25 protein-coding genes and 1 other annotated feature are annotated in these 26639 nt (G+C 37.1%); of the genes, 19 read left to right on the top strand and 6 right to left on the bottom strand.

The window, feature by feature from the left end:
- The 5 genes from acsA to RT445_RS01720 form a co-directional block, all read left to right on the top strand.
- Positions 1-1335 (top strand): acetate--CoA ligase (gene acsA / locus RT445_RS01700; RefSeq protein ID WP_313469471.1); only part of this gene is annotated, 1335 nt, incomplete at its 5' end.
- A gap of 238 nt (positions 1336-1573) precedes the next feature.
- Positions 1574-2608 (top strand): N-acetyl-gamma-glutamyl-phosphate reductase, encoded by a 1035-nt coding sequence (argC, locus tag RT445_RS01705; protein WP_312506615.1) that lies wholly within the window; start codon positions 1574-1576, stop codon positions 2606-2608.
- A gap of 39 nt (positions 2609-2647) precedes the next feature.
- A complete protein-coding gene (gene argJ, locus RT445_RS01710) occupies positions 2648-3880 on the top strand; it encodes a bifunctional glutamate N-acetyltransferase/amino-acid acetyltransferase ArgJ (protein WP_312506614.1) in 1233 nt (410 codons plus the stop codon).
- Positions 3843-4628 carry an acetylglutamate kinase gene (gene argB / locus RT445_RS01715; protein WP_312506613.1) on the top strand — a complete coding sequence of 262 codons (786 nt, stop codon included), beginning with the start codon at positions 3843-3845 and terminating at the stop codon, positions 4626-4628. The genes argJ and argB overlap by 38 nt, the downstream gene beginning before the upstream one ends.
- Before the next feature lie 73 nt (positions 4629-4701).
- Positions 4702-5832, top strand: a complete 1131-nt coding sequence (locus tag RT445_RS01720) for an acetylornithine transaminase (protein WP_312506612.1) — start codon at positions 4702-4704, stop codon at positions 5830-5832.
- 47 nt (positions 5833-5879) lie between these two features.
- Here the strand turns inward: RT445_RS01720 and RT445_RS01725 are convergent, their stop codons facing one another.
- Positions 5880-6761, bottom strand: a complete 882-nt coding sequence (locus RT445_RS01725) for an NAD-dependent epimerase/dehydratase family protein (protein ID WP_274794103.1) — start codon at positions 6759-6761, stop codon at positions 5880-5882.
- 153 nt (positions 6762-6914) lie between these two features.
- Positions 6915-9956 carry a transglycosylase domain-containing protein gene (locus RT445_RS01730; protein ID WP_312506611.1) on the bottom strand — a complete coding sequence of 1014 codons (3042 nt, stop codon included), beginning with the start codon at positions 9954-9956 and terminating at the stop codon, positions 6915-6917.
- Between the two features lie 102 nt (positions 9957-10058).
- Positions 10059-10267: a binding site (T-box leader), on the top strand.
- Between the two features lie 84 nt (positions 10268-10351).
- Here RT445_RS01730 and tyrS point away from each other — a divergent pair.
- Entirely contained in the window at positions 10352-11620 is a 1269-nt protein-coding gene (gene tyrS / locus RT445_RS01735; RefSeq protein WP_274794101.1) for a tyrosine--tRNA ligase, read from the top strand.
- Positions 11621-11674: 54 nt separating this feature from the next.
- On the opposite strand, the gene RT445_RS01740 is transcribed toward tyrS, so the two are convergent.
- Together RT445_RS01740 and RT445_RS01745 are read right to left on the bottom strand one after the other, a co-directional pair.
- The gene (locus RT445_RS01740) at positions 11675-12478 is read right to left on the bottom strand and encodes a cobalamin-binding protein (RefSeq protein WP_312506610.1); all 804 of its coding nucleotides are present in this window, start codon (positions 12476-12478) and stop codon (positions 11675-11677) included.
- 122 nt (positions 12479-12600) lie between these two features.
- On the bottom strand, positions 12601-13806 hold the full coding sequence (locus RT445_RS01745; protein WP_274794099.1) for an iron-containing alcohol dehydrogenase: 1206 nt from the start codon (positions 13804-13806) through the stop codon (positions 12601-12603).
- A gap of 827 nt (positions 13807-14633) precedes the next feature.
- Here RT445_RS01745 and RT445_RS01750 point away from each other — a divergent pair.
- Positions 14634-14915 (top strand): hypothetical protein, encoded by a 282-nt coding sequence (locus tag RT445_RS01750; protein ID WP_312506609.1) that lies wholly within the window; start codon positions 14634-14636, stop codon positions 14913-14915.
- Positions 14916-15160: 245 nt separating this feature from the next.
- Here the strand turns inward: RT445_RS01750 and RT445_RS01755 are convergent, their stop codons facing one another.
- A complete protein-coding gene (locus RT445_RS01755; protein WP_313469475.1) occupies positions 15161-16339 on the bottom strand; it encodes a site-specific integrase in 1179 nt (392 codons plus the stop codon).
- 57 nt (positions 16340-16396) lie between these two features.
- The gene (locus RT445_RS01760; protein WP_313469477.1) at positions 16397-17083 is read right to left on the bottom strand and encodes a helix-turn-helix domain-containing protein; all 687 of its coding nucleotides are present in this window, start codon (positions 17081-17083) and stop codon (positions 16397-16399) included.
- A gap of 131 nt (positions 17084-17214) precedes the next feature.
- Here RT445_RS01760 and RT445_RS01765 point away from each other — a divergent pair, with 131 nt between their 5' ends.
- From RT445_RS01765 to RT445_RS01820, 12 genes are all read left to right on the top strand, one after another.
- A complete protein-coding gene (locus RT445_RS01765; protein WP_313469479.1) occupies positions 17215-17484 on the top strand; it encodes a helix-turn-helix domain-containing protein in 270 nt (89 codons plus the stop codon).
- On the top strand, positions 17460-17729 hold the full coding sequence (locus RT445_RS01770) for a hypothetical protein (RefSeq protein WP_313469481.1): 270 nt from the start codon (positions 17460-17462) through the stop codon (positions 17727-17729). Before RT445_RS01765 ends, RT445_RS01770 begins: the two co-directional genes overlap by 25 nt.
- A 71-nt stretch (positions 17730-17800) precedes the next feature.
- The gene (locus RT445_RS01775; RefSeq protein ID WP_313469483.1) at positions 17801-20179 is read left to right on the top strand and encodes a phage/plasmid primase, P4 family; all 2379 of its coding nucleotides are present in this window, start codon (positions 17801-17803) and stop codon (positions 20177-20179) included.
- Between the two features lie 343 nt (positions 20180-20522).
- Complete coding sequence (locus RT445_RS01780; protein WP_313469485.1) at positions 20523-20729, top strand: YozE family protein; 207 nt, start codon at positions 20523-20525, stop codon at positions 20727-20729.
- The gene (locus RT445_RS01785; RefSeq protein ID WP_313469487.1) at positions 20726-20944 is read left to right on the top strand and encodes a YozE family protein; all 219 of its coding nucleotides are present in this window, start codon (positions 20726-20728) and stop codon (positions 20942-20944) included. Before RT445_RS01780 ends, RT445_RS01785 begins: the two co-directional genes overlap by 4 nt.
- On the top strand, positions 20941-21129 hold the full coding sequence (locus tag RT445_RS01790; protein WP_313469489.1) for a hypothetical protein: 189 nt from the start codon (positions 20941-20943) through the stop codon (positions 21127-21129). The genes RT445_RS01785 and RT445_RS01790 overlap by 4 nt, the downstream gene beginning before the upstream one ends.
- Before the next feature lie 10 nt (positions 21130-21139).
- Complete coding sequence (locus tag RT445_RS01795) at positions 21140-21520, top strand: HNH endonuclease (protein WP_313469491.1); 381 nt, start codon at positions 21140-21142, stop codon at positions 21518-21520.
- A gap of 150 nt (positions 21521-21670) precedes the next feature.
- Positions 21671-22132, top strand: a complete 462-nt coding sequence (locus tag RT445_RS01800) for a phage terminase small subunit P27 family (RefSeq protein ID WP_313469493.1) — start codon at positions 21671-21673, stop codon at positions 22130-22132.
- Positions 22125-23837: a terminase large subunit gene (locus RT445_RS01805; protein WP_313469495.1), complete on the top strand. Its 1713-nt coding sequence runs from the start codon at positions 22125-22127 to the stop codon at positions 23835-23837. Before RT445_RS01800 ends, RT445_RS01805 begins: the two co-directional genes overlap by 8 nt.
- Positions 23803-23985: a hypothetical protein gene (locus RT445_RS01810; protein WP_313469497.1), complete on the top strand. Its 183-nt coding sequence runs from the start codon at positions 23803-23805 to the stop codon at positions 23983-23985. The genes RT445_RS01805 and RT445_RS01810 overlap by 35 nt, the downstream gene beginning before the upstream one ends.
- The gene (locus RT445_RS01815; RefSeq protein ID WP_313469499.1) at positions 23986-25098 is read left to right on the top strand and encodes a phage portal protein; all 1113 of its coding nucleotides are present in this window, start codon (positions 23986-23988) and stop codon (positions 25096-25098) included.
- Positions 25095-26597 carry a phage major capsid protein gene (locus tag RT445_RS01820; RefSeq protein ID WP_313469501.1) on the top strand — a complete coding sequence of 501 codons (1503 nt, stop codon included), beginning with the start codon at positions 25095-25097 and terminating at the stop codon, positions 26595-26597. The genes RT445_RS01815 and RT445_RS01820 overlap by 4 nt, the downstream gene beginning before the upstream one ends.
- Positions 26598-26639 lie beyond the last annotated feature (42 nt).

Below are 26639 nucleotides of genomic sequence, written 5' to 3' on the forward strand. Positions count from 1 at the left end.
TTGTTTGAAGCTTTTATGGAAGGTGCTGTATATGATCGGCTAGCAGATAGTGAGGCGAAAGTATTAGTCACTACACCAGCATTACTTGAACGTGTACCTTTAGACAAATTACCTAAATTGGAGCATGTCTTTTTAGTCGGTGAGGAAATAGAGGAATCAGCTCAAATTCTTGACTTTAATAAACATTTAAAAGAAGCTTCGGCCATTTTTGATATCGTATGGGTTGACAGAGAAGATGGGATGATTCTTCACTATACCTCTGGCTCAACTGGCGCACCAAAGGGTGTATTGCATGTCCATAATGCTATGATTCAACAATTTCAATCAACACAATGGGTACTAGATTTACGTGAAGATGATATTTATTGGTGTACAGCTGATCCTGGATGGGTGACAGGGACAGCCTATGGTATTTTTGGTCCTTGGTTAAACGGTGTCACGATGCTAATTGTAGGTGGAAGATTTTCTCCACAGGCATGGTATCAAGCCATTGAGGATTATAGTGTAACAGTATGGTATAGTGCACCAACTGCATTTCGTATGCTGATGGGTGCAGGTAGTGGCTTGCTTGAAAGGTATGATCTTACTTCTTTACGCCATGTATTATCAGTTGGGGAACCATTGAATCCCGAAGTTATTCGTTGGGGAATGGAGGAATTAGGACATCGTATACATGACACATGGTGGATGACAGAGACAGGAGCTCATATGATTTGCAACTATCCTTCGATGGATATTAAGCCAGGTTCAATGGGAAAACCTCTTCCTGGTATTCATGCAACGATTGTCGATGACGCTGGCAATGAAGTACCACCTTTTACAATGGGAAATCTAGCTATTCGACGGGGATGGCCAGCCATGATGCGCCAAATTTGGGGTAATCCAGAACGCTATGAATCTTATTTCTTAAAAGGAGAATGGTATGTATCTGGAGATTCTGCATTTATGGATGATGATGGTTACTTCTGGTTCCAAGGTCGAGTGGATGATGTTATCATGACTGCTGGAGAGCGTGTTGGGCCATTTGAAGTAGAAAGCAAACTACTTGAGCATCCAGATATCATCGAAGCAGGTGTGATCGGGAAACCTGATCCAGTACGTGGAGAAATCATTAAGGCCTTTGTATCCTTACGAGAAGGAGTAGAGCCTTCTACTGCAATGATTGAAGATATTCGTGAATTTGTGAAGAAAGGTTTGTCGGCTCATGCAGCCCCACGAGAAATCGAATTTAAGGATAAATTGCCTAAAACACGTAGTGGGAAAATTATGCGTCGTGTGTTAAAAGCGTGGGAGTTAAATTTGCCAACTGGTGACTTATCGACAATGGAAGACTAATGAGGTGTCCTAAGACAATAATTGATATTTATACAGTATTTGCATAAAAGGAAGGCAAGAATTCATTTAATGGACGAAAGGATTCTTGCCTTCTTTTTTATGAATTGACAATGCTACAAAAGCTTTAGAAAATTGAAATATCCTAAGAAGAAAAAAACATCTAAATAAATAAAAATTCAGTTGACTTAATATTTATGCAATCGTATACTATTTTTAACTTATTTCAGAGGTGAGTGCATTGAAAGTAGGTATTGTGGGAGCAACTGGATATGGTGGGTTAGAGCTTATTCGGTTTTTACATAATCATCCAGCTGTTGATCGAATTGAATTATTTACTTCTTCGGAAGAGGGAGTTCTTTTTTCTTCAAAATTTGGTCATCTTGTTACGATAGTCGATACACCGTTAAAAAAAATAGCTTATGACGCGTTAGAAAAATTTGATGTTGTCTTTACTAGTACACCCTCAGGCGTGACAAGTGAGCTTTTACCGCCTTTGGTTGGCAAAGGACCAAAATTAATAGATTTGTCTGGCGATTTCAGATTAAAAGATTTAGCAAGTTATGAAGCATGGTATGGCAAAAAGGCTGCGCCAGCTAATAGTGTTCAGCAAAGTGTATATGGTTTAACCGAATGGAATACAGAACGTATACGGCAAGCAACACTTATTGCTAATCCGGGTTGTTACCCTACAGCCGTATTACTATCTTTACTGCCACTCATCAAAGAGCGATTAATTGATCCAAGCTTTTTAGTCATTGATGCTAAGAGTGGAATTTCAGGAGCCGGTAATAAGCCGTCACAAACGACCCATTTCAGTGAGGCGAATGAGAACCTTTCTATTTACAAAGTTAATACACATCATCATATACCCGAAATAGAACAGGCACTTTCCATGTTTGCTCATGTCGATACGACCATTACTTTTAATACACATTTAATTCCAATGACACGAGGAATTTTGGCAACATCCTATGCTTCTGTTATGCCTGGTATTACGGAGGCCCAGCTAATTGCTTGTTTAAAGACAGCCTATGAAAAACATCCATTTGTACGAATTGTGACGGATGCAAATAGTTTAGGAACAAATCGCGTAAAGGGATCGAACTATTGCGATATTTTAGTAAATGTAGATGCTCGTACAAATCGGGCAACCATCGTCAGTGTCATCGATAATCTTGTCAAAGGAGCAGCAGGGCAAGCAATCCAAAATATGAATGTACAATTTGATTTACCGCAAACGACAGGATTAGATGTCGTACCGTTCTTTATTTAATAGCAAGGAAGAATCTTAATTTCTAAGGAGGAATGAAGGATGACAGTTACTACTTCAACGACTGTAATGAAAAAATTATCCAGTAAAAATATTGTTTCACCAAAAGGCTTTAAAGCGGCGGGACTACACTGTGGTTTGAAGCATAAGAAAAAGGATTTAGCGCTGTTAGTAAGTGAAGTACCAGCAAGTGTAGCAGGTGTTTTTACCACAAATGCTGTTCAAGCAGCACCATTAAAAGTGACAAAGGAAGTTGTTTATACAACGAAGAAAATGCAAGCGATGATTGTTAATTCTGGTAACGCAAATGCTTGTACTGGAAAACAAGGTATAAAGGATGCTCAAACGATGCAAGCGCTAGCTGCAGAAAAATTAGGGATTTCATCGAACTTGGTAGGAGTTTGCTCTACAGGTGTTATTGGTGAAATGCTGAAACTGGAGCCTGTAGCTAACGGCATCCAACAATTAGAGCCAAAGGACAATTTAGAAAGTGCCATTGACTTTGCTCAGGCTATTTTGACGACAGATACTGTTATGAAAAATACGTGCTATAGCACCATTGTAGATGGTAAGGAGGTCATTATTGCTGGTGTTGCAAAGGGTTCAGGTATGATTGAACCAAATATGGCAACAATGCTAGGTTTTATTACAACAGATGCCAATATTGAATCTGAAGTATTACAAGCAGCTTTATCAACTATTACTAATTTAACATTTAACGCCATTACAGTTGATGGGGATACATCAACCAACGACACAGTGGTTGTATTAGCTAATGGCTTAGCAGAAAATAATCCTCTATCACCAGAGCATCCAGATTGGCAAAACTTCTATTACACATTGAAAACAGTAGCTGAAGATTTGGCAAAAATGATTGCAAAAGATGGAGAGGGAGCTACGAAGCTTATTGAAGTGGAAGTTGTTGGGGCCATTTCAGATGAGGAGGCACGTAATATTGCTAAAACTGTTGTCGGTTCACCACTTGTGAAAACTGCTGTCTTTGGCTGTGATGCTAACTGGGGACGTATTATTGCTGCGGTTGGTTATAGTGGGGCAACGGTTGACCCAGATAAAATTACTATTCAAATCGGTGGTGCAACAATGGTTGAAAATGGAGAGCCTATTCCTTTTTCTGAAGACGAGCTAATTCAAATATTAAAAATGCATGAAGTAAAAATCTATGTGTCCCTTGGGGTTGGTGACGGCAAGGGGCATGCTTGGGGATGTGACTTAACGTATGACTACGTCCAAATCAATGCATCGTACCGCTCGTAAGCGTATGGTGATCAAGCTTGGAGGCAGTACGCTGGAGGGGTTAAATGAAGCTTTCTTTGACAACTTTAAAAAACTTCAAGAAAGTGGAGTAGAGCTTATTATTACCCATGGTGGTGGTCCAGCCATTAACCGAGAACTTACTGCTCAAGGCATATCATCGCATTCATTAAATGGAATACGCGTCACAAATGAGGCTGCAATGAAGGTTGTACAATCAACTCTAATAGGTCAGGTAAATCCAGCCTTAGTTCATGAATTAACAAATGCAGGTATCGCAGCTGTTGGATTAAACGGCTTTGATGGTCAGATAATGGTCGCTGATTTTTTAGATCAAGATGTTTATGGCTATGTTGGAGCAATCAAAACGGTTAATGCAGCCTTACTTGAAACTTTTCTGGATATAGGAATTGTGCCTGTTATTGCTTGTGTAGGAGCTACTGATTCAGGCCAGGCTCTTAATATTAATGGTGATACAGTAGCAAGTGACATAGCGTTAGCAGTAGGAGCAGATAGTTTATTATTAGTAACGGATGTGAGTGGTATTCGTATTCATCATGAATATCAAACAATCGCTACACCTTCTCTCATCGACCAATGGATAGAACAAGGCCATATATATGGTGGGATGATTCCAAAAGTACAAGGAGCTATCGACTGTTTACACGCTGGTATACCATCTGTACAAATAGTGGATGAAGCATTAATCGGTACAACGATTGTCGCTTCAATTAAAATTCAATCTTCCTAGTGTTCTAATAAAATATTACCAGAAGTATAGTTGTTAAAAGAAAACTATTTCAAATGATAGTGGAGATGATAACATGAGTGCTTTATTCGGGAACTACGGTAAACGTCGTGCACAAATAGTCAAAGGACAGGGGACCGTTGTTGAAGATTCTGCAGGCAAACAATATTTAGATTTTACAAGTGGCATTGCTGTAGCAAGTCTTGGTCATGCCCATCCGGCCATTGTGCAGGCATTACAAGAGCAAAGTGAAAAGCTATGGCATATATCGAACCTTTTTGAAATACCTGGACAGGAGAAGGTAGCGCAAAAATTAATCGCCAATACCCACTTCGCTCATGCTTTTTTCTGTAATAGTGGGGCAGAGGCAAATGAAGCGGCCATCAAATTAGCACGGAAACATACAGGAAAACATCATATTGTTACGTTCGAAAAATCCTTCCATGGTCGTACCTTTGGAGCAATGTCTGCAACAGGTCAAGGCAAAATACATAATGGCTTTGGACCACTTGTAGAAAAATTTACGATTTTGCCATTCAATGATGTGGCTGCACTTGAAGCTGCCATTGATGATTCGGTGGCTGCTATTATGCTAGAGATGATTCAAGGAGAAGGCGGTGTCAATTGTGTATCAGCAGAATTCGCTGCAGCTATTGCAAAAGCCTGCGCTGACAAAGGAATACTTCTAATTGTTGATGAAGTACAAACTGGTATTGGGCGAACAGGGACTCGCTATGCCTATGAACAAACTATATTAAAGCCACATATTATGACATTGGCAAAAGGGTTAGGAGGCGGTTTCCCTGTAGGTGCCATGTTAGGGACTACCGAGTTTTATGCTACATTTAGTCCTGGAACACATGGTACAACATTTGGTGGAAACCCTCTTGCAATGAATGTAGCACAGGCTGTTTTAGATCATGTTTTCGAGCCAGTATTTCTTCAGCAGGTACAGGAAGCATCAGCCTATTTTGTGGCACAACTAAAAGCTCATTTACCTTCTAGCTATACAATTCAAGGACAGGGCCTACTGTTAGGAATTGGTTGTGGTGACATAGAGGTAGCGTCCTATATTGCAGCAGCAGAGGAGAAGGGGCTTTTGTTAGTCGGAGCGGGACCGAATGTCATTCGTCTCCTACCACCATTAACTGTATCGAAGGAAGAGATTGACAAAGCAGTTGCTATTTTAAAGACCATTTTACATTAATCTAATGACAAAGAATCTGCTAGATGACAGCAGATTCTTTGTATTGTTTATTGGAGCTGTTTTACTAATGTTATCACCAGTTTTGGTAGCCAATCTTCAAGCTGGCTAAATGTAAATCCTGCTGTCTCTGCTTTTGCATTCGACATATACCAATCGGCAGGTACCCCATATGGTGATCGTGATGTTTCATCACCGCCAACAAGCGATATTTTTGCATGTTTACCACTCACTTCTTCAATAAGCGTTATTAAATCTTTGAGCGATATAGTACCAGATGCTGTCGCATTGTACGGACCTTCAATAGGGGTAACGCCAGCAAAATATAAAAATGCAGCGGCTTCCTCATCAGTAATATAACTCATCTTAGCATCAATGTTCGGTAATGTGATCGGTTGATTCTGTAAAATACGTTCGATATGAAAATGTAGACGGCGCGTATAATCATGTTCACCCATAACAATTGGAAAGCGGACGGCAACAACAGGGAACGAAGCCTCTTTAAATAGAACAGCCTCTGCTTGTCGTTTTCCTTCCCCATAAGAAAATTCCTCTTTGTGTCCCATGCGAATTTGATAATGATATGGATCGAAGTCTTCTTCCTTCTTCATCTTGCCATCTATTTCATAGGTTGAAAGAGTAGATGTAAAGACGAGCTTTTGGGTTTTTCCCTTCAATAAATCGCAAATTACTTGTGCTTCATTAGGAGAATAGCAAATATTATCATAGACAATATCCCACTTTTTATCAGATAAGACTTGTGCTAAAGCTTCCTGATCATTTCGATTTGCTACTAACTGCTTAACATTGGGACCAAAGGGATTACCACTTTGACCGCGTGTTAAAATCGTTACATCATGACCATTTTCAATACAAAGATCCACTAGCTTTTTACCAAAAAAGCGTGTCCCGCCTAAAACTAATATATTCATTTTCTTCCACCCCTTTAAAATAGTAGTCCTCTTTATAATGACAAAAAAACAGACTTACTACAAATCAAAAATGAAGTGTAATAAGTCTGTTTATGTTGAAATAGCTGAACGCTATCAAAAATCCTGTCTCATAATAACAAGGCGCCGACTTGATTATCGTTTTGATGTTTCGGTAGGAGTCGTATTGCCACTGTCTCCTCCGTTTGTGCCATCTCCAGGATGACCTGAGCCACCATCGCCACTAGAACCATTGCCGCTATTTGAGCCGTTACCATTGTTGTCAGAACCATCGCCATTAGTTGATCCATTACCATTGTTCCCGGAGCCATTGCCGTTATTTGAACCGTTTCCGTTATTACCCGACCCATTACCGTTGTTGGAGCCATTGCCATTAGTAGGTGGCGTTGTTGGTGGTATTTGCTCTTGATCGTTGTTTTCCTCTGGGTCAGGTTTATCCTCACTACCTCCAGTAGAAACAACATTAGATTGTGGTGATGTTAATCCTGTAATATCTACAGCGACCACCACATAAGCTTGTCCACTAGCAACAGTAATACTTTGCGTTGACTCTAACACAGATGTTACAAGTGTGTTACCACCGTTCGTAACGTTATAGATACGATAACCGACAACATCGTTTGATGACCCTGACCAAGATAAAGTAGAACCATTTACTGAAGCTGATACCGCTGCTGGAGGACTACCATCCGCTGGGAAATCAACTGCTGATACCGATGAATTTGATAATGTTGAATTTTTTGGTAAAAGACTAGCAGGGTTTCCGCCAAGTCTACCTAACATTCGTTTAATAAAGGCTTGATTAATGCCTGCACCACCTGATTTAACAAATTCTGCTGGTGTATTTGGTAGAGCATTATAGGTTTTTCCTTTAATCGTCACAACACTTGAAGAGGCTAAGCTATCATCTGGTTGTGATGGTAAAAATACTTTCGCATTAAATAAATCAGAACGCACAAGACCCGCATTCGCACAAGCCGTAGAAGGAGCCATACCTGAAATACCACAGAATGAAGCAGTGACAACATTTTTAGGTGCCTTAAAGCTTGTAGGAGGATCAATTAACTGAGGATCCGCATCATAAACGGCATTCATTAAAGTTCCCCATAGTTTATTCACACGAACACTTGGTTGTAAATACGTGTTATTAAATACATTAAGTGGACGAGGTTGATCGTATCCCATCCAAACACCTAGAGAAACATTTGGGTTATAACCAACTAACCAAACATCTTTATAATCTTGAGATGTCCCTGTTTTTGCAGCGAAATCAGAAGAAAATTTTAATGTATTACGTGCCATCGTACCAGTTCCTTTAGTTAGGACATCACGCATCATATCTGTCACGATATAAGACGTTTCTGGACTAAATACTTGTACTGGTTCCACTTCATGCTGGTAAATAATATTTCCTTCTTGATCTTCGATTCGATCAATCATATAGGCGTCAACGAATTGACCACCATTTGCAAAAGTTGCAAAAGCATTTGTATTTTCTTCTACAGTAGTCCCTTCACTTAAAGCACCAATACCAGTTGCTAGGTTAGTGAAGTCATCTGGGTGTAATTTTGTGAATCCCATTTTTACTAACAGTTCAGCGGGGCGTCTATTAATAATATCATTATATAAACGTAGCGCTGATATGTTTTGAGAGTCTGCTAAAGCCTCACGTGCAGGAATAAGTCCTCGCTCATCACTCGTAATATAGTTGCTTGGGCTCCATTTACCTATAGAGAATTTCACGTCAACTAATGGGCTACCTGCACCGATAACCCCATATTCTATGGCTGGACCATAAACAAGTAATGGTTTCATCGTTGAACCGTTAGAACGATAAGCTTGTGTTGCGTGGTTTAGCTGAGTTGTTTTAAAATCTCGACCACCGACAAAGCTTAAAATACGACCTGTTGAGTTTTCTATTAAAATACTTCCAACTTGAACGGGCATCTCAACATCAATTTCTTCACCCGTTACAGGATCTTTCCCTTTACCTGTGTACGTATGGCCATAGTACTGGAAGTCCTTCGCTGCTTTTTGCATCGAATCATACATATCTTTATTAATCGTTGAATAAATACGGTATCCCTTCGAACGAACATCTCGATCGGCTAAAATCATATATTTATCCTTTATTTTTTTCTCTGTCTTTAATCGTTCTGGGTCAACCCCATCTTCTTTTGCTAGTTTTTCAGCAATAATTTCTTTTGCACGAGCTTCAAGTTCATATGTTAGCCATGGATATCGATCCTCGGCACGCATTTCAGGTCCGCGGAAATCTGCAGCGATATCATAGTCTAACGCTTCTTTGTACTGTGCATCGTCAATATAACCAGCTTCTTTCATACGATATAGTACTGTTTTCATACGATCAATACCTGGTTTTAAAGCTTCCTCACTTTTTAGCTCCCCAGTATTCGTAAATGGTGTATAGGCAAATGGGGCCTGTGGAATACCAGCTATGTACGCAGCTTGTGGAAGTGACAATTCTTTCGCTTTTACTCCAAAAATTCCTTCAGCAGCTGTTTCAACACCTGCGATATTTCGTCCTGAAGAGTTACGACCATACGGAATAATATTTAAATAAGCCTCTAATATTTCTTCCTTCGTCATAAAATGTTCTAAGCGCATAGCAAGTAAAATTTCTTTTGCTTTACGTTCATAGGATACTTCATTTGTTAATACTTGGTTTTTTATAAGTTGTTGAGTAAGGGTAGATCCACCAGTTTGTGTTGCAGAGTTAGTGACATCCTGTAATAACCCACGAATAACAGCTTTTGGTACGATGCCGTTATGTTCACGGAAATACTCATCCTCTGTTGCGAGAACAGCGTTAATTACATCTGGGGCAACATTGCTGAGTGAGGTTTCACGTCGATCTAAATCTGTTCGTAATTTCCCGATATAAATATCGTTGGCAAAATAAATTTCACTGGTTTCTTCATAGCTAAAAATCTGATTTCGTAATTCTTCTTTAGAGCGCAATGGCTCTTCTTTTACAAGAGAAGCAAAATAACCAGCTCCTACTGAACCGACAAATACAGTGCCAAGCAATGCAAAGACTAAAAATAGTAAAAATAAGTTCCAGGTAACACTACCTGAAATACGTAATTTCTTCATCCATTTTTGTTCTAGTAATTCATCGATCTTTGCATTGATTTTTTCAATCCAATCTTTCAATGTATCGACCTCCTAAAATCTTGTTTATTATAGCACATATTGTTTTAGAGCGAACATAGTTATTGACAATGAAAAAGATTCGTATAGAATTATATTTATAGTTTTCTAGTGAGGAAGAGTTTGCAGTAGTGTCTATATTCCCTGTTTAGAGAGCCAGTGGTTGGTGAAAACTGGTCATAATGTAGAGACGAATTACGTACTTGGAGCTTAGACGTGCGCGCCTGCGATAAAGGCGATTGAATGAAGTGGAAGGTGGATGACATCTTCAAGCCGGGTGGTACCGCGTTAGTTTGCAACTTAACGTCCCTGCATGCAATTGTTTGCGTGTAGGGACTTTTTTTATCGAATAATGTCCATGCACGTAATGAATTTCAACCATTTTAGGAGGAATCAACATGACAAATGAATTATTACAAGATTTAGAATGGCGTGGTTTACTATACCAACAAACAGATGCTGAAGGCATGGCAAAACTGTTAGATGAACAATCTGTATCTTTATATTGTGGTGTAGATCCAACTGCTGACTCTATGCATATTGGCCATATTGTGCCACTTTTAACACTTCGTCGCTTCCAAAAGGCTGGTCACCGTCCAATTTTACTTGTTGGTGGTGCGACAGGAATGATTGGTGACCCATCTGGCCGTTCAGAAGAGCGTCAATTACAAACAGTTGAGCAAATCGATCAAAATGTCCAAGGGATCAGAAGCCAATTAGAACGTATTTTTGATTTTGCGGAAGATGGCAATGGTGCACAGCTTGTGAACAATCGTGATTGGATTGGCAATATCAACACAATTGAATTTTTACGTGATTACGGAAAATTAATTAACGTGAACTACATGTTAGCGAAAGATACAATTGCTTCTCGTCTTGACACAGGAATTTCTTTCACAGAATTTGCGTATACGTTAATTCAAGGTATTGATTATAACCATTTATACAATCACTACAATTGCCGAATCCAAGTAGGTGGATCTGACCAGTGGGGGAATATTACTACAGGTTTAGAGGTTATTCGTAAAACACATGAGGAAGAAACAAAAGCCTTCGGTATTACGATTCCTTTAGTAACAAAAGCAGATGGTACAAAATTTGGTAAAACAGCAGGTGGTGCTGTATGGTTAGATGCCAAGAAAACATCTCCTTATGAATTCTACCAATTTTGGATCAATGCTGCGGATGCAGATGTGATCAAATACTTAAAAATCTTTACATTCCTATCTCGCGAAGAAATTGAAGCTTTAGCAGTTTCAGTAGAGGAAGAGCCACATTTACGTAAGGCACAAAAAGCACTTGCCGAAGAAATGACTCGTTTAATTCATGGTCAAGAGGCATTGGAACAAGCCATCCGTATTACGGCAGCTTTATTCTCAGGAGATTTAAAAGCACTATCGGCCGATGAAATGAAGGATGCTTTTAAAGATGTTCCTTCTATTGAAATGGCGAAAGAGGACAAAAATATTGTGGACCTTCTTGTAGAGGCAGGTATTTCATCTTCAAAACGTCAAGCACGTGAGGACGTATCGAATGGTGCGATTAGTGTGAATGGTGAAAAAGTGACTGATTTAGAGTACGTTTTTGAGGCGAAGGATCGTCTAGAGGATGCATTCAGTATTGTCCGTCGTGGTAAGAAAAAATATCATATGGTGAAATTCGTATAATTTTATTGTCTAAAACAACATCCCTGTAAATAGAGGGGATGTTGTTTTTTCTTCCTATAAAAAACTTGGATGTTCTATATGCTCATATTCTTGAGGGTGTAGCATTTTAGCAAGCTTTATAGCACCTTCAATAAGACGAGGAGATGGGCGACAATAAAGCCATTCTTCCATCACATGAAGACGTTCCATTTGAATGGCATGTAGCTCTTGGGCATGTGGACGTTTTAATAAAATGGCTGGTTGTATCCGTTCAAAAGCTACACCTACCCAAGCCATCATAATGTAGTCGGGATTTCGCTTAATGATATCAGCCCAATTTGTTTGAACACTGGCTAACTCTACATCTTGGAATAGATTGACTCCTCCAGCAATTGCACTAATTTCTGTTAGCCAATTTATTTTTCCAGGTGTAAAAATAGGGTTAGGCCACCATTCCCAATAGACGCTAGGTTTCTTGGCAATCGTTTGTGCAATAGAGCGCATCTCTTTAATCGATTGTAAGTATTCATCCATGATTACTTTGGCGCGTTCTTCTACATCACAGGCTCTCCCAAGGGTCAGTAGATCCTGTGCGATTTCCTCTAATGAGTTGGCATTAAAAACAATATGAGGGATATTTCTTTTTTGTAATTCCTCGATATTTTTTTCCATACCAGGCACACTTAAGGAAGCAAGGACAAGATCGGGTGCTAATGCCTCTAAAGCGTCCATATGAATTGATAAATCTGGGCCAAGTTGTGGTAAATCTTTTACAGTTGATGGCCAATCGGAGAAATCATCCACTCCAACAAGCTGGTCAGTCAGTCCTAAATAGGCGACAAGCTCTGTATTGCTAGGACAAATTGAAATTAATCGCATAACGGTCTCCTATTCTTTTTAAGAAAAGTATAATGAGAGTTTTTAGTGTAGACAATATCATGTATGCCAAACTCATAAAAAAAAGGTGGAGAAAACAATGTTTCTCCACCTTGATTCCCTCATTAAGAAAGTGCGATTGCTTCGAGGGACTCCTCTTTTTTCGCTACAGGCCCCATTGCATTTGTGATGATTTGTTTAATATCCTCTAATGTTGCTTTACGAGGATTTGTCTCAGCACAAACATCTAACATTGCATTTTTAGCCAAGATTTCAATATCTTCATCTTTTGCCCCTAATTCACGGAAGCCGCTAGGAATATTTAAATCTTTTGATAGTTTTTCGATGGCTGTAATTGCTTTTTCAGCAGCATCACGTTTACTTAAACCATCCACGTTTTCACCTAATAACTCAGCAATACGAGCAAATCGCTCAGTACGTGCAGTTACATTGAAGCGGCAAACATGTGGCAATAAAATAGCATTACATACACCATGAGGTAGATTGTAGTAACCGCCTAACTGATGAGCAATTGCATGGACATACCCAAGTGAAGCGTTATTGAAGGCCATACCAGCTAAAAATTGAGCATAAACCATTTGCTCACGTGCTTCTAAGTCGCCACCATTTGCATAGGCACGAGGAAGGTATTCAGGGATAAGTTGAAGTACCTTTTCTGCACAAGCATCCGTAATTGGGGTTGCATTTGTCGAAACAAATGATTCAATAGCATGTGTTAGTGCATCAACCCCAGTAGCTGCTGTTAGTGCAGGAGGTAAACCAATCATTAATTCAGGATCATTAATGGAAAGTAACGGTGTCACATGTTTATCAACAATGGCCATTTTTACTTTTCTTGCTGTATCCGTAATAATAGTGAAACGAGTCATTTCACTAGCAGTACCAGCAGTTGTATTAATCGCAATTAATGGCACAAGTGGATTTTGTGATTGATCAACGCCTTCATAATCGTGAATGCGTCCACCATTCGAAGCAATAAGTCCGATACCTTTTGCTGCATCGTGAGCGCTACCTCCTCCAAGAGAAACGATTGAATCACAGCTTTCTGCATGATACACTGCAACGCCCTCTTCAATGTTTTGATCTGTTGGATTTGGTTCTGCTTTAGGGAAAATTGCTACATCAATTCCAGCAGCTGTAATGATATTTGCAATTTGTTCAGAGAGACCTAATTTGTGCAAGCCCTCATCTGTTACGATTAATGTCTTCTTCACTTCTAAATCATTTAAGCGTTTACCAACTTCTTGAATTGCTCCAGGTCCAAATAAGTTTGTTTTCGGCATAACAAATTGCTTTAGAACGTCTGACATATTTCCAACCCCTTTTTAAAAATTATTATTGCTTGAATGATGGTGTACCACCTTTCGGAATTCATCGTATTCTATTTTTTGTAAAAGTTCAACTCGTATTTTTATTAAAATTGTTAATTTTATTCATGTTATTATTTTACAAAAAAGTTAACTTGTTTATAGAGTATGTTGGATGTGTTTTGTATAAGAATATTGAAATTGATATGGTTCATAAATATTTTACTATAAAAATAAAATATATTTTTTGGAAAACGGTTCTATTTTAGGAGTTGTTAGAATAGTAAATAACTGATATTTTGTTTTTATTATAATGGTAGTGATAATGTTATTTTGGAAAGGTGTAATACTATTTTAAAGTACATAAAGCTGTCACATTTTGTGGTGATACTACAAATTGGAGAAAAATAATATTTGTTTAAGCTTATACAGCTATATAGTGAAAATTTAATTGTTTTAACAGAGTTAATTGAAATTTTGCTGAATAATATTTCAGTGAAAAAATTTTCGATGAATGGGTGAGGTTAAGTATATGTCATTTAGGTGCACTAGCTTTAACATGTTGGTATTCTTTCCAAGGAATAGCCTAACATCTTGCTCTGCATCCCAAACACCTTGGTCCATACACTTTCAATTCTTCATCATAAAGAAGGTCCATTGTAAGTGAGGGCTAAAAGATACATAATTATTTTTATAGCAATCGTGCTTGTATGTGGTTGGCTGGGTGTTTTGGTAGACAGATTTATTCCAGGGCAACCTAAGGGAGACACTTCATAATCAGTGTACTTCCGGTTAACAGGTGGTTATTTGCGATAGTAGGGATTGTCACGATGATTTTCTGGACAGTTATGTACACAGAGATTTATCTGCTAACGAAAAGTATTTGGCCAATCGTTCTTATGCATACGACAGAAGATGCACTTGTCAATCCACACATTTTTGAAGGATATATTCAAGTTGCACAAGGGAAGGAATTTCTTGTTTCCCCAACAGCAGGGATCATAACAACATTCCTTTATCTAATAGTTGGACTGCTTCTGAGAATAAAACGAAAAAAACAACTAATGAGAAGAACTTCTCAATCAACTTTAATAACTATTATGGATCATTAAAAAGGGTTATGGATTTTTTGAGGCGAAGTATTGTGCAAAAGCAAGGTGAATGGGTAGCTGAAAAATACAATAGTGCTGGTTTATCAGTCATGTACAAACAACTTTTAATTAAATAACGAAAAAACCCCTGAAACAAATCGTTTCGGGGGTTTATAAAATCGTTGATTGACAAATCAAAAAGATTAACGAGAGTAGAGTACAACTCACCTAGAAAACGCAGTATTATCAACGTTTAAAGCGATTATTTATTTTTTTGCACCAAAATTTGCACCAATGCTATCACTAAAAATTTGAACAGTTTCTTCTTCAAGTTCTTTTAATACATGTCCATATACTTCATAAATCATAGCTGGTGTATTACCTAATCTTTCAGCGATCACTTTCACGTTCACACCTTTATTTAATAAAATTGTGCAATGTGTGTGGCGTAAACCATGCAGTGTGATTTCTGGAAGTTTTGCATTTTCCACAACTCGTCTCACCATATACAACAAACCTGAATCTGAAATAGGTTCACCTGTTTGATATGAGATGAAAACAAAAGTAGAATCATTCAATTTGTTACCAAAAGCAAATAGCGTAGCTTTACACCAAGTTTTATACTTTTCCAATTGAACAATTACAGATTTATCCACTTTGATTGTACGCATACTATTCTTAGTTTTTGGTGTACGAGCGCCTTTAGAATCACGTGTACGTTCAATTGTAATGGTGTTATTTTTAAAATCAATGTTTTGCCATTGCAGTCCACACGCTTCACCTCTACGCATACCTGTATAGGCTACTAATAGAAGGAACGTATAATTTGTAATGTTTTCAGTTTCTTTAGCGGTTTGTAAAAATAAGTTTAGTTCTTCGGGTGTGAGATAATTTTCTTCACGTTTAGCAGTTTGATTATCCTCATTTTTAAACGCTATTTTTGTGAAACGGTTGCGATCTAGTCGTTCATCTTCTACTGCTGCATTGATAGCAATTTTGAAAAGGTTGTGTAATAACCTTACTGTACTAGGTTTATACTTTTGTTCTAATACATCAATAAAGTTTTTCTGATAAAGGCTTTTCGTTAGTTGCTGCAACTTAAAATGACCAATTAAAGGTTTCATTTGAACACGAATAGCCATTTCTCGTTGCTTACGTGAAGTGACTTTCCATTTTTTCTGATTCGTTTCATACCAAATATCGAGCCATTGTGCTACAGTTAAATTATCGTTTTCAATATAACTTGTTACACCTCGCAGCGTTTGAGCCTTCACTTCCAAAAGGGCTTGAATAGCTGCTTTTTCTGTTTTAAATCCATGTTTCTTTTTTTCTTTACGCTTCCCAGTTAGTCCATCATAATACTTGTGGCGATACATCCACAGTTTACCTTTAGAGTTTTCGTATGAAAACACTTCTTTTTCTTTATTAGATCGTTTATATTCCATTTGGTTACATTCCCTTCAACGCTTTTGGTGAGCATGTTTGTAGGGATGAAAATGGTATTAATCAAGAATTGTTTTAATCATTAAACGTAACTTTTCTTGTACTTCATCAGGGATTTTAACACCTTCTTTGAAGAAATAAAAATTACCTTCATTATCTGAATTTAAATATATTGCTGTTGGTACATTTCCATTATAATTATTAATTGCTTGCCATTCAGTAAATTGTGATTGTACTTCTTTTTTTATATCTTCGGGTTCATCCGTAGATAAAGCTAGGTGAATCACTGCGTTATTTACAGCGTTTTGTTCTATTTTTTTTAACTTTTGCAGATTGTTATAAAGTTTCAATAAATCCTTTTCATTATCTTCAACGGCTTCGGTATCATCAGTTTCTTTAGCTATTATGTGACCTTTTTCGATAAAGACCTTTTTAAATTCCTCGAAACTATGCCATCCTTCAAAATCACTAGGATTCATTATTTTTAGAATGTTAATCACTTTTTCTGGAAGACTTTTCTTTAAACCAACATCGACACCAGATAAGTGTATGAGATAAGCAAATGACAAATCTAACTCTCGAGATAAGTCGAGGATAATCTCAATAGAAGGATTATTATTTTTTCCATTTTCTAATTGCGATAAATAAGGATGTGAAATACCTACTTTACTAGCCATTTCCCTTAATGAAATACCTTTTGCCTTACGTGCTTGTTTAATTACTTCTCCAAACGTATCCTGTTCCATATTGTCACCTCTTTTATAATTATTTTCCTTAAGTGTACTTATAAAATGGTTGCTAGTCAAACGCAAGTGGTTGATAGTGGTTGACCATCTACCGAATGTGGTATATTATGTTAAGTGAGGAGGTGGACAAGATGTTAAAGTTTGTCTTGAAAAATCCTAATGAATTGAAAATGACAATGGCATTGAATGGACTTAGTATTAGAGGATTCTCTAAGGAAATAGGGGTTTCTCATTCTTTTTTGTCACAAGTAATAAACGGAAAAAGAAATCCATCTGCTACTACTGCTAAAAGAATCGCTGCAGGTTTACAAAAGGATATAGGTGATTTTTTTTTAGTTTTAGTGGTAGATGAACTACCGTTTGAAGGAGGAGAATCATGTTTCCAGCAAAAATTGAAGTAGTCGTAGACGAAAAATTAGTCAAAGAAGAAATAAAAAAGCAAGTGGATGCAGCAGTAATCAATCAATTATGGTTTGTGGATGCAAATAAAATTGCAGAGTTATGTTGCCTTTCGGTGAGATTTTTGGAAGAACATGTATTTTCTGATTATCGTATGCGATCAATCCAAATTCAAAAGAACCGTAAACGCATCTGGAGAGCAGATAAGGCTTTTGAAGTAATCGAACAAATTTTTGGTGAGTGGTAATAAAAATATAAGCGCTTTTGGTGAGCAAAGTAACAACAGGGATTAACGCAACAAAGAAAGTGGGTGAATAAATGCAACAAGCAACAAGCATTGAAGAATTCATTCTTCCAGAAATAAAATCAGATTCTTATTTTAATATTCCGCTAGAATTGCAACAACTCAAACGATGGGTTGTCCATAAAAATAAAGTGCCGTATCAGGTGAATGGCAAAAAGGCAATGTCCAACAATCCAGAAACATGGGACACATTCGAGAGTGTTGTACAAGCGGCAAGAAGTGGTCGATTTAGCGGTATTGGATTTATGTTTTCAAAAAATGACCAATACATCGGGATAGATATTGATAAATGCTATATCAATGGAAAATTTAATGAGATAGCGAGCGAACTAATTGAACAATTGGATTCATATTGTGAGTTCAGTCCGAGCGGTACAGGCGTACACATTATTGTGAAAGGTACTTTACCCGATTACGTCACACAGACGGGCTTTAAGGATTCCAATCGTGGCATTGAAGTTTATGGACATGGAAGGTACTTCACTTGTACTGGTAATAGGGAAAGTGATAACGAAATTCAAGAGCGTACAGATGAAGTTGCAGGACTTATTGAAAAATATTTCACTAAAGAACAACTAGCACAATATACAGAAACCAGATTTAATACTGAACCTTTTAATCTTGAAGAAGATGAAGTAACGTGGCAAAAAATGTTTGAAGATTCGAAAACTGGTCAAGACATTATAGCCATGTGTAGAGGGGAACTAATTCGAAACGGTGATCACTCAAGCACAGATTATTACTTGTGTCAGGAACTCGCCTATTATTGCGATAAGGATTTCGTAAAGATGGATAGGATGTTCAGAAATAGCGGTCTTTATCGTGATAAATGGGATAGACGAACAGGTGAAATGACGTATGGAGAATTAACGTTATTAAAAGCGGCCGCAAGCAAAAAGAAAACTATATCTGACTATAAAAAGCAGAAGGATGATTTCCAATTGCGTGTAAGCGAGAAAGATTCCCCCAATGTAGACTTACAAAAGCTACTAAATGAAAGGCGTTCCAAAGAGTTAGAAAGCGCAATTGCAGCATGGGAAGCAACAGGTGGAAAAGGGAAGAAACCAAGTACCATTTCACCTATCCGATGTGCAATTGTGCTACAAGAGTACATTTCCTTTGTATTATTCGATTTAGAAGAAAATACAAGGCTTGCTATGTACCAACCAACAGAAGGAACGTACACAAATAATACCACATTAATCAAGCGTGTTATTAGCTGGTTAGAGCCTTCTTTTAATGAAGCAAAGGCAAATGAAGTGATTTATCACTTGACCAATCAAGCACAAGTGAAAGAAAGAACAACAAGTAGATTCTTAATACCTGTTAAAAATGGTGTATTTAATCTTAAGACGAAAACATTAGAGCCATTTACACCTGATTATGTTTTTACATCAAAAATAGCAACTTCTTATATTCCAAATGCAATTAATCCTACGATTGATAATTGGGATGTTGAAAGTTGGCTAGATTCAATTGCTTGTGGCGATGCAGAAATCGTTAAATTGTTGTGGCAAGTTATTAACGATTCCTTAAATGGTAATTACACTCGTAAAAAAGCTATTTTCCTTCTAGGTGAGGGGAACAACGGTAAAGGGACATTCCAAGAACTCATTACAAATTTAATTGGTGTGCAAAATATCGCTACTCTTAAAGTGAACGAATTTGATGAACGTTTCAAATTAAGTTTGCTGGAAGGGAAAACAGCGGTTATTGGCGATGATGTACCAGCTAACGTTTATATAGATGATAGCTCGAATTTTAATTCTGTTGTAACAGGAGATCGTGTAATCGTTGAACAGAAAAACAAGCCTATTTATAGTACAGTTTTTCGATGCAGCGTTATCCAATCAACTAATGGCATGCCTAAATTCAAGAATAAGACAACAGGCACAATTAGACGTATTGTGATTGTTCCATTCAATGCTAATTTTAATGGTGCGATTGAAAACTTCAAAATTAAAGATGAATACATCAAAAATGAACAAGTATTGCAATACGTTCTCTATAAAGCTATCAATATGGATTTCGAGAAATTTGATATTCCAACAGCATCAAAAATTGAACTTGAAGAATTCAAACAGGACAACGATCCGATTATAGACTTCAAAATAAATGTATTTGATACATGGGGGTTAAATGAAGTTCCCAAAACTATTGTTTATGAGATGTACAAGCGTTTTTGTAATGAGAACGGCTATAAATACATTTCGGATAGAAAATTCCATAAGCAATTTAAAATGCAACTAACGGATGGCTGGACAGATGGATTGAAGCGTTTTGATTGGTCGGAATTAAGCAAAATTGGCGATTTAGATTACATGGGTATCGGTTTCCCCGATAAAAGCAAGCCACAGAAAACATATAAAAACGAAAAGCTGAAAATTGTGTAGCTGGATTTGTAACTGTAACTGAAATGTGTAACCGAAAAAAATATTTCAGTTACAGACAAACTCCTTGTGGCAGTAGAGTTAAAAGCACTTTGTAACCCTGTAACCGAAAATCTATTAACTTTTATAAAAAAGTAATCATCATCATTAATAGGTGTTCTATATAAATATAAAAATTAAGTGAAAATTACGGTTACAGTTACAAGAATGATTAAAAGCCTCATCGCTCTAAGGTTTGTCTATGTAACTCAAATAAATAGTTCGGTTACAAGTACAGTTAATTTCAGTTACAAGACCAAAAAGCATTGGTGATATTAATTGTGGAAGTTTGAAAGGTGGTGATGCGATGTTATTTAAACAATGGATTTTACAATTTACAAATGAAGATTCTCCTAGAGGGGATTTAGCAGTAGACGTTCGTGACGATATACTTTTCCCAAGTACCAAATATTTCGGTGAGATGTACGATTACCTAGAATCAAAACGTGCTAGTGAACTATACTTAGATTCTTTTAAAGAAGCATGGAAGCAATATAAGGAGGAAAACAAATGACATTCAAAAATTGGTTATTAAATCATTCAGATTATAGTAAATACGGTCAGTTAGCAGTAGATATTGAAGGCGATAAAACATTCCCAAATACAGAGAGTCGTTTAGAAATAATGGTCTACCTGATTGGTAGCAATGCTGGAGAATCAGCTTTCCGAATGTTTAGTGAAGCATGGGAAGAATATGTAACGGAATGCAACAAGGTGGTATCACAATGAAACATATTCACGAACAAGGTTATACAGCCATCATGAAAAATCTAAAGGAATTGAAACAACATATAGCGGATAGAGAACACCAGTCAGCTTTACGTAAAGCGGATGATATTGAAGCAATCTTATTAGCAAATGAAGATACTAAACCAAAGCGTGCTAAAAAAGTTTGGAATGACGAAAGATGGTAGTTTTAATTAAATGAAGCCACAACGCAAATGTAAACATGCTACATGCAGAACATTAATTGATTACGACCAACAACACTGTGAAGCCCATAAACCTAAATCATTGTGGAAGCAAGAAAGCTATGCAGCACGAATGGAGAAGGATGAACAATACAGACGATTTTACGCAAGCAAGGCATGGAGAAACCTTTCATTCCAGCATCGTTTGAAGCATCCATTATGTGAGGATTGTCTCAAACTAGGTATAGCGGTAAAAGCAGATGTAGCAGACCATGTAATTGAGATTAAAGATGATTGGTCAAAGCGACTTGATGAATCAAACATTATTAGTCGCTGCCATCATCATCACGCAATTAAAACAAAGCAAGAACAAAAGAAACGTTCCCTTCCGTAAAAAGAGGGGGGCGTGTTTTGTAAGTGTGGGCACCGATGATGGGACCTTTCTTCTCATAAATTGCCTTTTAAAAGGTTGGAAAAACGCAAATAGTAAGTTAATTACAAAAAGTAAGTATTGTGATACAATAAGGAAAAGGGAGGTTTTTCGATGGGGAAGAAAATTCAATTAATCGAGCCGACCAAAGCACATATTTCTAAAGCAGAACGTTTGGATAGGGAAGAAATGCAGAAAGAACTATTCGAATATGCAGAATTGAACACGAAGCCGCCAAACCATTTGAAAGGTGAAGCATTAAAAGAATGGAATCGTATTGTTCCATATATAAAAAATGATATTCCTGTTTCAGAATTGGATTACTCGTTAATTGCTTCATATTGTGTGGCAGTAGGGACGGTTATAGATTGTCAAAATAATATAAATAAGTGTGGCATTGTTCTAGCTGATGGTAAAGCAAATCCAGCGGTAAAAATGCAGTCACAAGCTATTAAGGATATGCGAATGTTAGCTAATGCACTTGCAATTAGTTTAGATGGAAGAATGAAATTAGCACTTAATAAAGTAAAAGAAAAGCCTGTTGATCCATTCGAGAAGTTGATGAGCAATGACTAATTTTGCACTTGAATATGCGGATAAAGTCCTTTCAGGTAAGTTGTTCGCTGGGGAAAAGATAAGACAGGCTTGTGAACGATTTAAACGTGATTTAGAACGTTCGAAAAATGATGATTTCCCTTATTATTTCAACGAGCAACAAGCGAATAAGGCAATTGCTTTTATGGAATTATTACCTTCTACAGATGGTTCAAAAATTGAAATGCTACTTTTTCAAAAGTGGATAATTTCAGAGTTGTATGGTTGGCGTGAAAAAGGTACAGAAAACAGACGTTACAATCGAGCGTTTATTTCCATGTCGAGGAAAAATGGAAAAACTTATTTAGTAAGTGGTATGGGTGCTAATGCTTTGCTAATGGAAAAACAACCAGCAGAAGGTAGACAAATTTTATTCGTGTCCAATGCACTTAAGCAAGCAAAGTTAGGGTATAACATGATGAAAAATAGCCTTAACAAGATTGTGAAGCAATCGGAATTTATGCGCCATAGATTGAAAATTTTAAATGCTGAAATACGTGATATTCCTTCTAATAGTTTCGCTACTGCGTTAGCGAGTGACACATCCACACTTGATGGCTATGCTGGAACAACGGTGATATTAGATGAATGGCACGAAGCAAAAGACCGTAAAGTCTATAACGTTTTAAAGTCAGGTATGGCGCAAGAAAAGAATGGTCTGTTAGCAGTCGTTTCTACAGCTGGATTAAATCCTAATGTGCCAATGTATGAAGAATATCAAATGTTATCGGATGTGCTAAGTGGCAAAGAAGAAGCGGATCGTTATTTCATAGCAATATGGGAACTCGATTCAAAAGATTGGTTAGATGATGAGGATAAATATATCGCTGCTAATCCAATTTTTGAGCATGAAGAAATTAAACAAACAATGCTTCCAGCTATTCGTGATGATGTGCAGATTGCACGTAAACAAAATAACTTAAATGCGGTATTAGTTAAAAATTTCAACATGTGGCTACAAGCGAGCGAGGATTCCTATATCAGTGTGGAAGATTGGGAAGCAGCAGAAGCAAAAACACAACCTGATATTCAAGGGCGTGATATTTATATCGGTATTGATCTTTCAAAAACAAATGATTTAACGTCTGTAAGTTGGTGTATTCCGATTGTTGAAACAAGACAGCTATATTGTGACAGCCATTCGTGGGTTGGTACTAAATATGGTCTTACTCAAAAGATTAAAAGGGATGGCATTAATTATGTAGCACTCGAACAAGAGGGAGAATGTTCTATTACAAAATTAGAGAGTGGCATCATCGACTATGAGGACATTTTCAACTGGTTATTACGGTTTATTCACGAAAACAAATTAAATGTACAGGCTATTTGTTACGATGGCTGGAACGCTAACACGCTTATTACAAAGTTGGAGAAAGAACATTTACCATTAGTGGAAGTAAGGCAAGGGGCTTACACATTAAATACACCTACAAGAACATTCCGAGAGCAACTATACGATGGGAAAATTGTTCACTCAAATAATAAACTTCTCACATATGCAGTCAATAACGCCATATTAAAGATTGATAACAACGGTGTCATGATTAATAAAAATCGTAACAGTGAACGTATTGATCCAATTGCTGCATTGATGAACGCATACACACAAGCTATGTGGCATTTTGAAGAAGTAGAAGGGAAAAAGGCAGATAATGAATTTTATACGTCTGAAAACTTTAGTTTCTAGTCATTTACACACCATTCTGTTATTGCTAGGAATGATGTTCATTGTGGCAGCAGTACAGATTCTAACAAATATCGGCTACACACTTTTAACAAGTGGCATATTCATTATTATCATTGCCTTGTTAATCGAAAGGGGGGTAGCAAAATAGATGAGTTTCTTTAAAAGTTTAAATACTGTACAGACACGTTCAGAGCCGTTTATAGACCATTTGGTTAGTCTTACATCAGATGATACAGCTATCCAATACACAAGCGTTAGAGCGTTAAAGAATAGCGATATTTTCACAGCAGTTAAGGTTATTGCTGGAGACATTGCTTCAAGTGAATTAATGGGAAAAGGGCCTATCGTTCAATTACTAAATAACAAGCCTAACACATACACCGATAGTTGGCATTTCTTTTTCAGTATGGCAGCTAATGTTTTATTAAACGGAAATGCATTTGCGGAAATTGAACGAGATTCAGATGGAAAAGTAATTGCAGTTCACCAGCTAACTAATAGTGTGAGTGTCAAGCAATTGGATAATGGCAGCATTATTTATGAAACAACGAATGATGAGGGCAAACGTTACAAATTGGATAGTGAGGATATTCTTCACTTCAAACATTTTACGACAGATGGGTTAGTAGGATTAAGCCCACTGTACGCTTTGAGCGGTGAGTTAAAACTGCAAGAAAGCGGAAATAAAATGTTATCAGGTTTCTTCAATCGAGGGGTAAACGGTGGCGGTATCTTAAAGGTTAAAAAGTCTGATTTAGATACAACTGCTAAAGAAGCAATTCGAAAAAAATTCGATGAAGCAAATGGCAGCACAGACAATGCACTCAAAACAATTGTATTAGATGAAACATTTGAGTACACACCAATTCAAGTTAATACGGAAATCCTTAAATTAGTGAATTCTAATGATTGGACAACTAAACAAATAGCAAAAGTATTTGGTCTTTCTACAGATCGCTTAGGTGTGGAAGCGAATCACAGTAATACAGAACAATCTAATAAAATGTATTTACAAAATACATTAACGCATTATTTGAAAGCATTTGAAGGTGAATTATACAACAAGTTAGGAGTAGAAATTACCTTCAATGTTGACCGTTTCAATAGCGATGCTCAAACGACTTTCGAAAATGCAGTGAAAGCAGTCGAAAGTTCCATCATGACCATTAATGAAGCACGTCAGAAGATTGGTCTTGAACCTATTGAAAATGGTGATAGATTGATACAAAAAAATAATAGTGGAAGTGAGGTAGGTTTATGACAACTGAAGAAAAAGAAAAGCGTTTAACTGAAAATGCAGACCTGGAAGCACCGACCAAAGCACAATCAGATGAAGCAGATTCAGAAAACGCTCAAGACGATGATACAAAATCAAAAGATGCAGCACAAGATGAAAAAGTCATTAGTGGCTATGCTATTAAATTTGGCAAACCTTCTAAAGATTTAGGTGGCTTTGTGGAAGTTATTACACCCGATGCACTTAAAGAAGTAGATTTATCAAACGTTATCTTGCTACATGGGCACGATTACAGTAAGCCTTTAGCAAGTGTTAAAGCTGGCACATTAAAGCTAGAAGTGGATGAAATAGGGCTTCGTTTTGAAGCGATTTTACAAGATACAACCTATGCAAACGATATTTATAAAAATATTCAAGCTGGCATTATTGATTCAATGTCATTCGGTTTTGAAATGGGCATAGATTCATTCGACAAAGACGAGGATGGCATTGTTACTCGTAGCATTGAAAAAATGAAAGCATTACATGAAATTTCAATTGTGACAATTCCAGCTTATGACGAAAGCAATGTACAAGTAAATACACGTTCATATGAAGCGTGGGTAAACCAAAATACGAATAAAAAGGATGATGAAGAAATGGTAAAAACATTATTAAATAACGAGAATACAGAAACACGTTCATTTGAAACTTACATTCGTTCACATGGCGAGGTACGAGATGGTTTAACAACAGTAAATGCAGATGTAGTTATTCCAAAGGACATTATCGGTGAAGTATTTGATTTAAAACGTCAACGCTACAACCTAGCACAATATGCAACAGTTAAAGAAGTTTCAAATGGTCAAGGGAAATACCCAATTGCAACAAATCAAGAAGCAACATTAGCAACAAAAGAAGAATTAGCACTAATTGCAGATGTAGAAGCAGATATGTTTACACAAGTTCAATACAATGTACAAACACGTGCTGGTAAAATTGCACTTTCAAATGAAGTAGTAGAAGATGCAGCGGTTGATATTGTGGGAGAGGTTAAGGCACAGCTTCAAAAATTAATCGAGAATACAGACAATGCAAATATCATTGCAAAGCTAAAAGCATTTACGAAAGTAGAAGCAACAGGCTTAGACGATTTAAAGAAAGTGAACAACGTAACATTAGATCCAGCGTTAAATAAAATGGTTATCGTGAATCAAGATACATTCAATTACCTTGATACATTAAAAGATGCAGATGACCGTTATTTATTACAACCTGACGTAACAGCAGCAAGCGGATATTCATTATTCGGAAATCCAGTAGTAGTTATTTCAAACAAATTACTTCCTTCTCCAGCAGTAGGCACATACCCAATGATTATGGGCGATATTGCACAAGCCATTTTCGTAGCACGTAGAAACCAAGTAACAACGCAATGGGAACAATTCGATTATTATTCACAAGGTTTAGCAGTTATCGTTCGTAACGACTACCAAGTGATTGATGCAGATGCAGCACGTTATATTGAAATCACACCAGCTTAATTTGATTGATAAAGGGATGGGCATTGTGTCTATCCCTATTTT

Origin of the sequence: Lysinibacillus sp., from assembly GCF_032093475.1 — a bacterium.
Classification (GTDB): domain Bacteria; phylum Bacillota; class Bacilli; order Bacillales_A; family Planococcaceae; genus Lysinibacillus; species Lysinibacillus irui.

Bases quoted from the DNA above. Each gene is read 5' to 3' on its own strand.
- argJ (WP_312506614.1), top strand. From the start codon at position 2,648: ATGACAGTTACTACTTCAACGACTGTAATGAAAAAATTATCCAGTAAA.
- argB (WP_312506613.1), top strand. From the start codon at position 3,843: ATGACTACGTCCAAATCAATGCATCGTACCGCTCGTAAGCGTATGGTG.
- RT445_RS01720 (WP_312506612.1), top strand. From the start codon at position 4,702: ATGAGTGCTTTATTCGGGAACTACGGTAAACGTCGTGCACAAATAGTC.
- RT445_RS01725 (WP_274794103.1), bottom strand. From the start codon at position 6,761: ATGAATATATTAGTTTTAGGCGGGACACGCTTTTTTGGTAAAAAGCTA.
- tyrS (WP_274794101.1), top strand. From the start codon at position 10,352: ATGACAAATGAATTATTACAAGATTTAGAATGGCGTGGTTTACTATAC.
- RT445_RS01740 (WP_312506610.1), bottom strand. From the start codon at position 12,478: ATGCGATTAATTTCAATTTGTCCTAGCAATACAGAGCTTGTCGCCTAT.
- RT445_RS01745 (WP_274794099.1), bottom strand. From the start codon at position 13,806: ATGTCAGACGTTCTAAAGCAATTTGTTATGCCGAAAACAAACTTATTT.
- RT445_RS01750 (WP_312506609.1), top strand. From the start codon at position 14,634: ATGATTTTCTGGACAGTTATGTACACAGAGATTTATCTGCTAACGAAA.
- RT445_RS01755 (WP_313469475.1), bottom strand. From the start codon at position 16,339: ATGGAATATAAACGATCTAATAAAGAAAAAGAAGTGTTTTCATACGAA.
- RT445_RS01760 (WP_313469477.1), bottom strand. From the start codon at position 17,083: ATGGAACAGGATACGTTTGGAGAAGTAATTAAACAAGCACGTAAGGCA.
- RT445_RS01765 (WP_313469479.1), top strand. From the start codon at position 17,215: ATGTTAAAGTTTGTCTTGAAAAATCCTAATGAATTGAAAATGACAATG.
- RT445_RS01770 (WP_313469481.1), top strand. From the start codon at position 17,460: ATGTTTCCAGCAAAAATTGAAGTAGTCGTAGACGAAAAATTAGTCAAA.
- RT445_RS01775 (WP_313469483.1), top strand. From the start codon at position 17,801: ATGCAACAAGCAACAAGCATTGAAGAATTCATTCTTCCAGAAATAAAA.
- RT445_RS01780 (WP_313469485.1), top strand. From the start codon at position 20,523: ATGTTATTTAAACAATGGATTTTACAATTTACAAATGAAGATTCTCCT.
- RT445_RS01785 (WP_313469487.1), top strand. From the start codon at position 20,726: ATGACATTCAAAAATTGGTTATTAAATCATTCAGATTATAGTAAATAC.
- RT445_RS01790 (WP_313469489.1), top strand. From the start codon at position 20,941: ATGAAACATATTCACGAACAAGGTTATACAGCCATCATGAAAAATCTA.
- RT445_RS01795 (WP_313469491.1), top strand. From the start codon at position 21,140: ATGAAGCCACAACGCAAATGTAAACATGCTACATGCAGAACATTAATT.
- RT445_RS01800 (WP_313469493.1), top strand. From the start codon at position 21,671: ATGGGGAAGAAAATTCAATTAATCGAGCCGACCAAAGCACATATTTCT.
- RT445_RS01805 (WP_313469495.1), top strand. From the start codon at position 22,125: ATGACTAATTTTGCACTTGAATATGCGGATAAAGTCCTTTCAGGTAAG.
- RT445_RS01810 (WP_313469497.1), top strand. From the start codon at position 23,803: ATGAATTTTATACGTCTGAAAACTTTAGTTTCTAGTCATTTACACACC.
- RT445_RS01815 (WP_313469499.1), top strand. From the start codon at position 23,986: ATGAGTTTCTTTAAAAGTTTAAATACTGTACAGACACGTTCAGAGCCG.
- RT445_RS01820 (WP_313469501.1), top strand. From the start codon at position 25,095: ATGACAACTGAAGAAAAAGAAAAGCGTTTAACTGAAAATGCAGACCTG.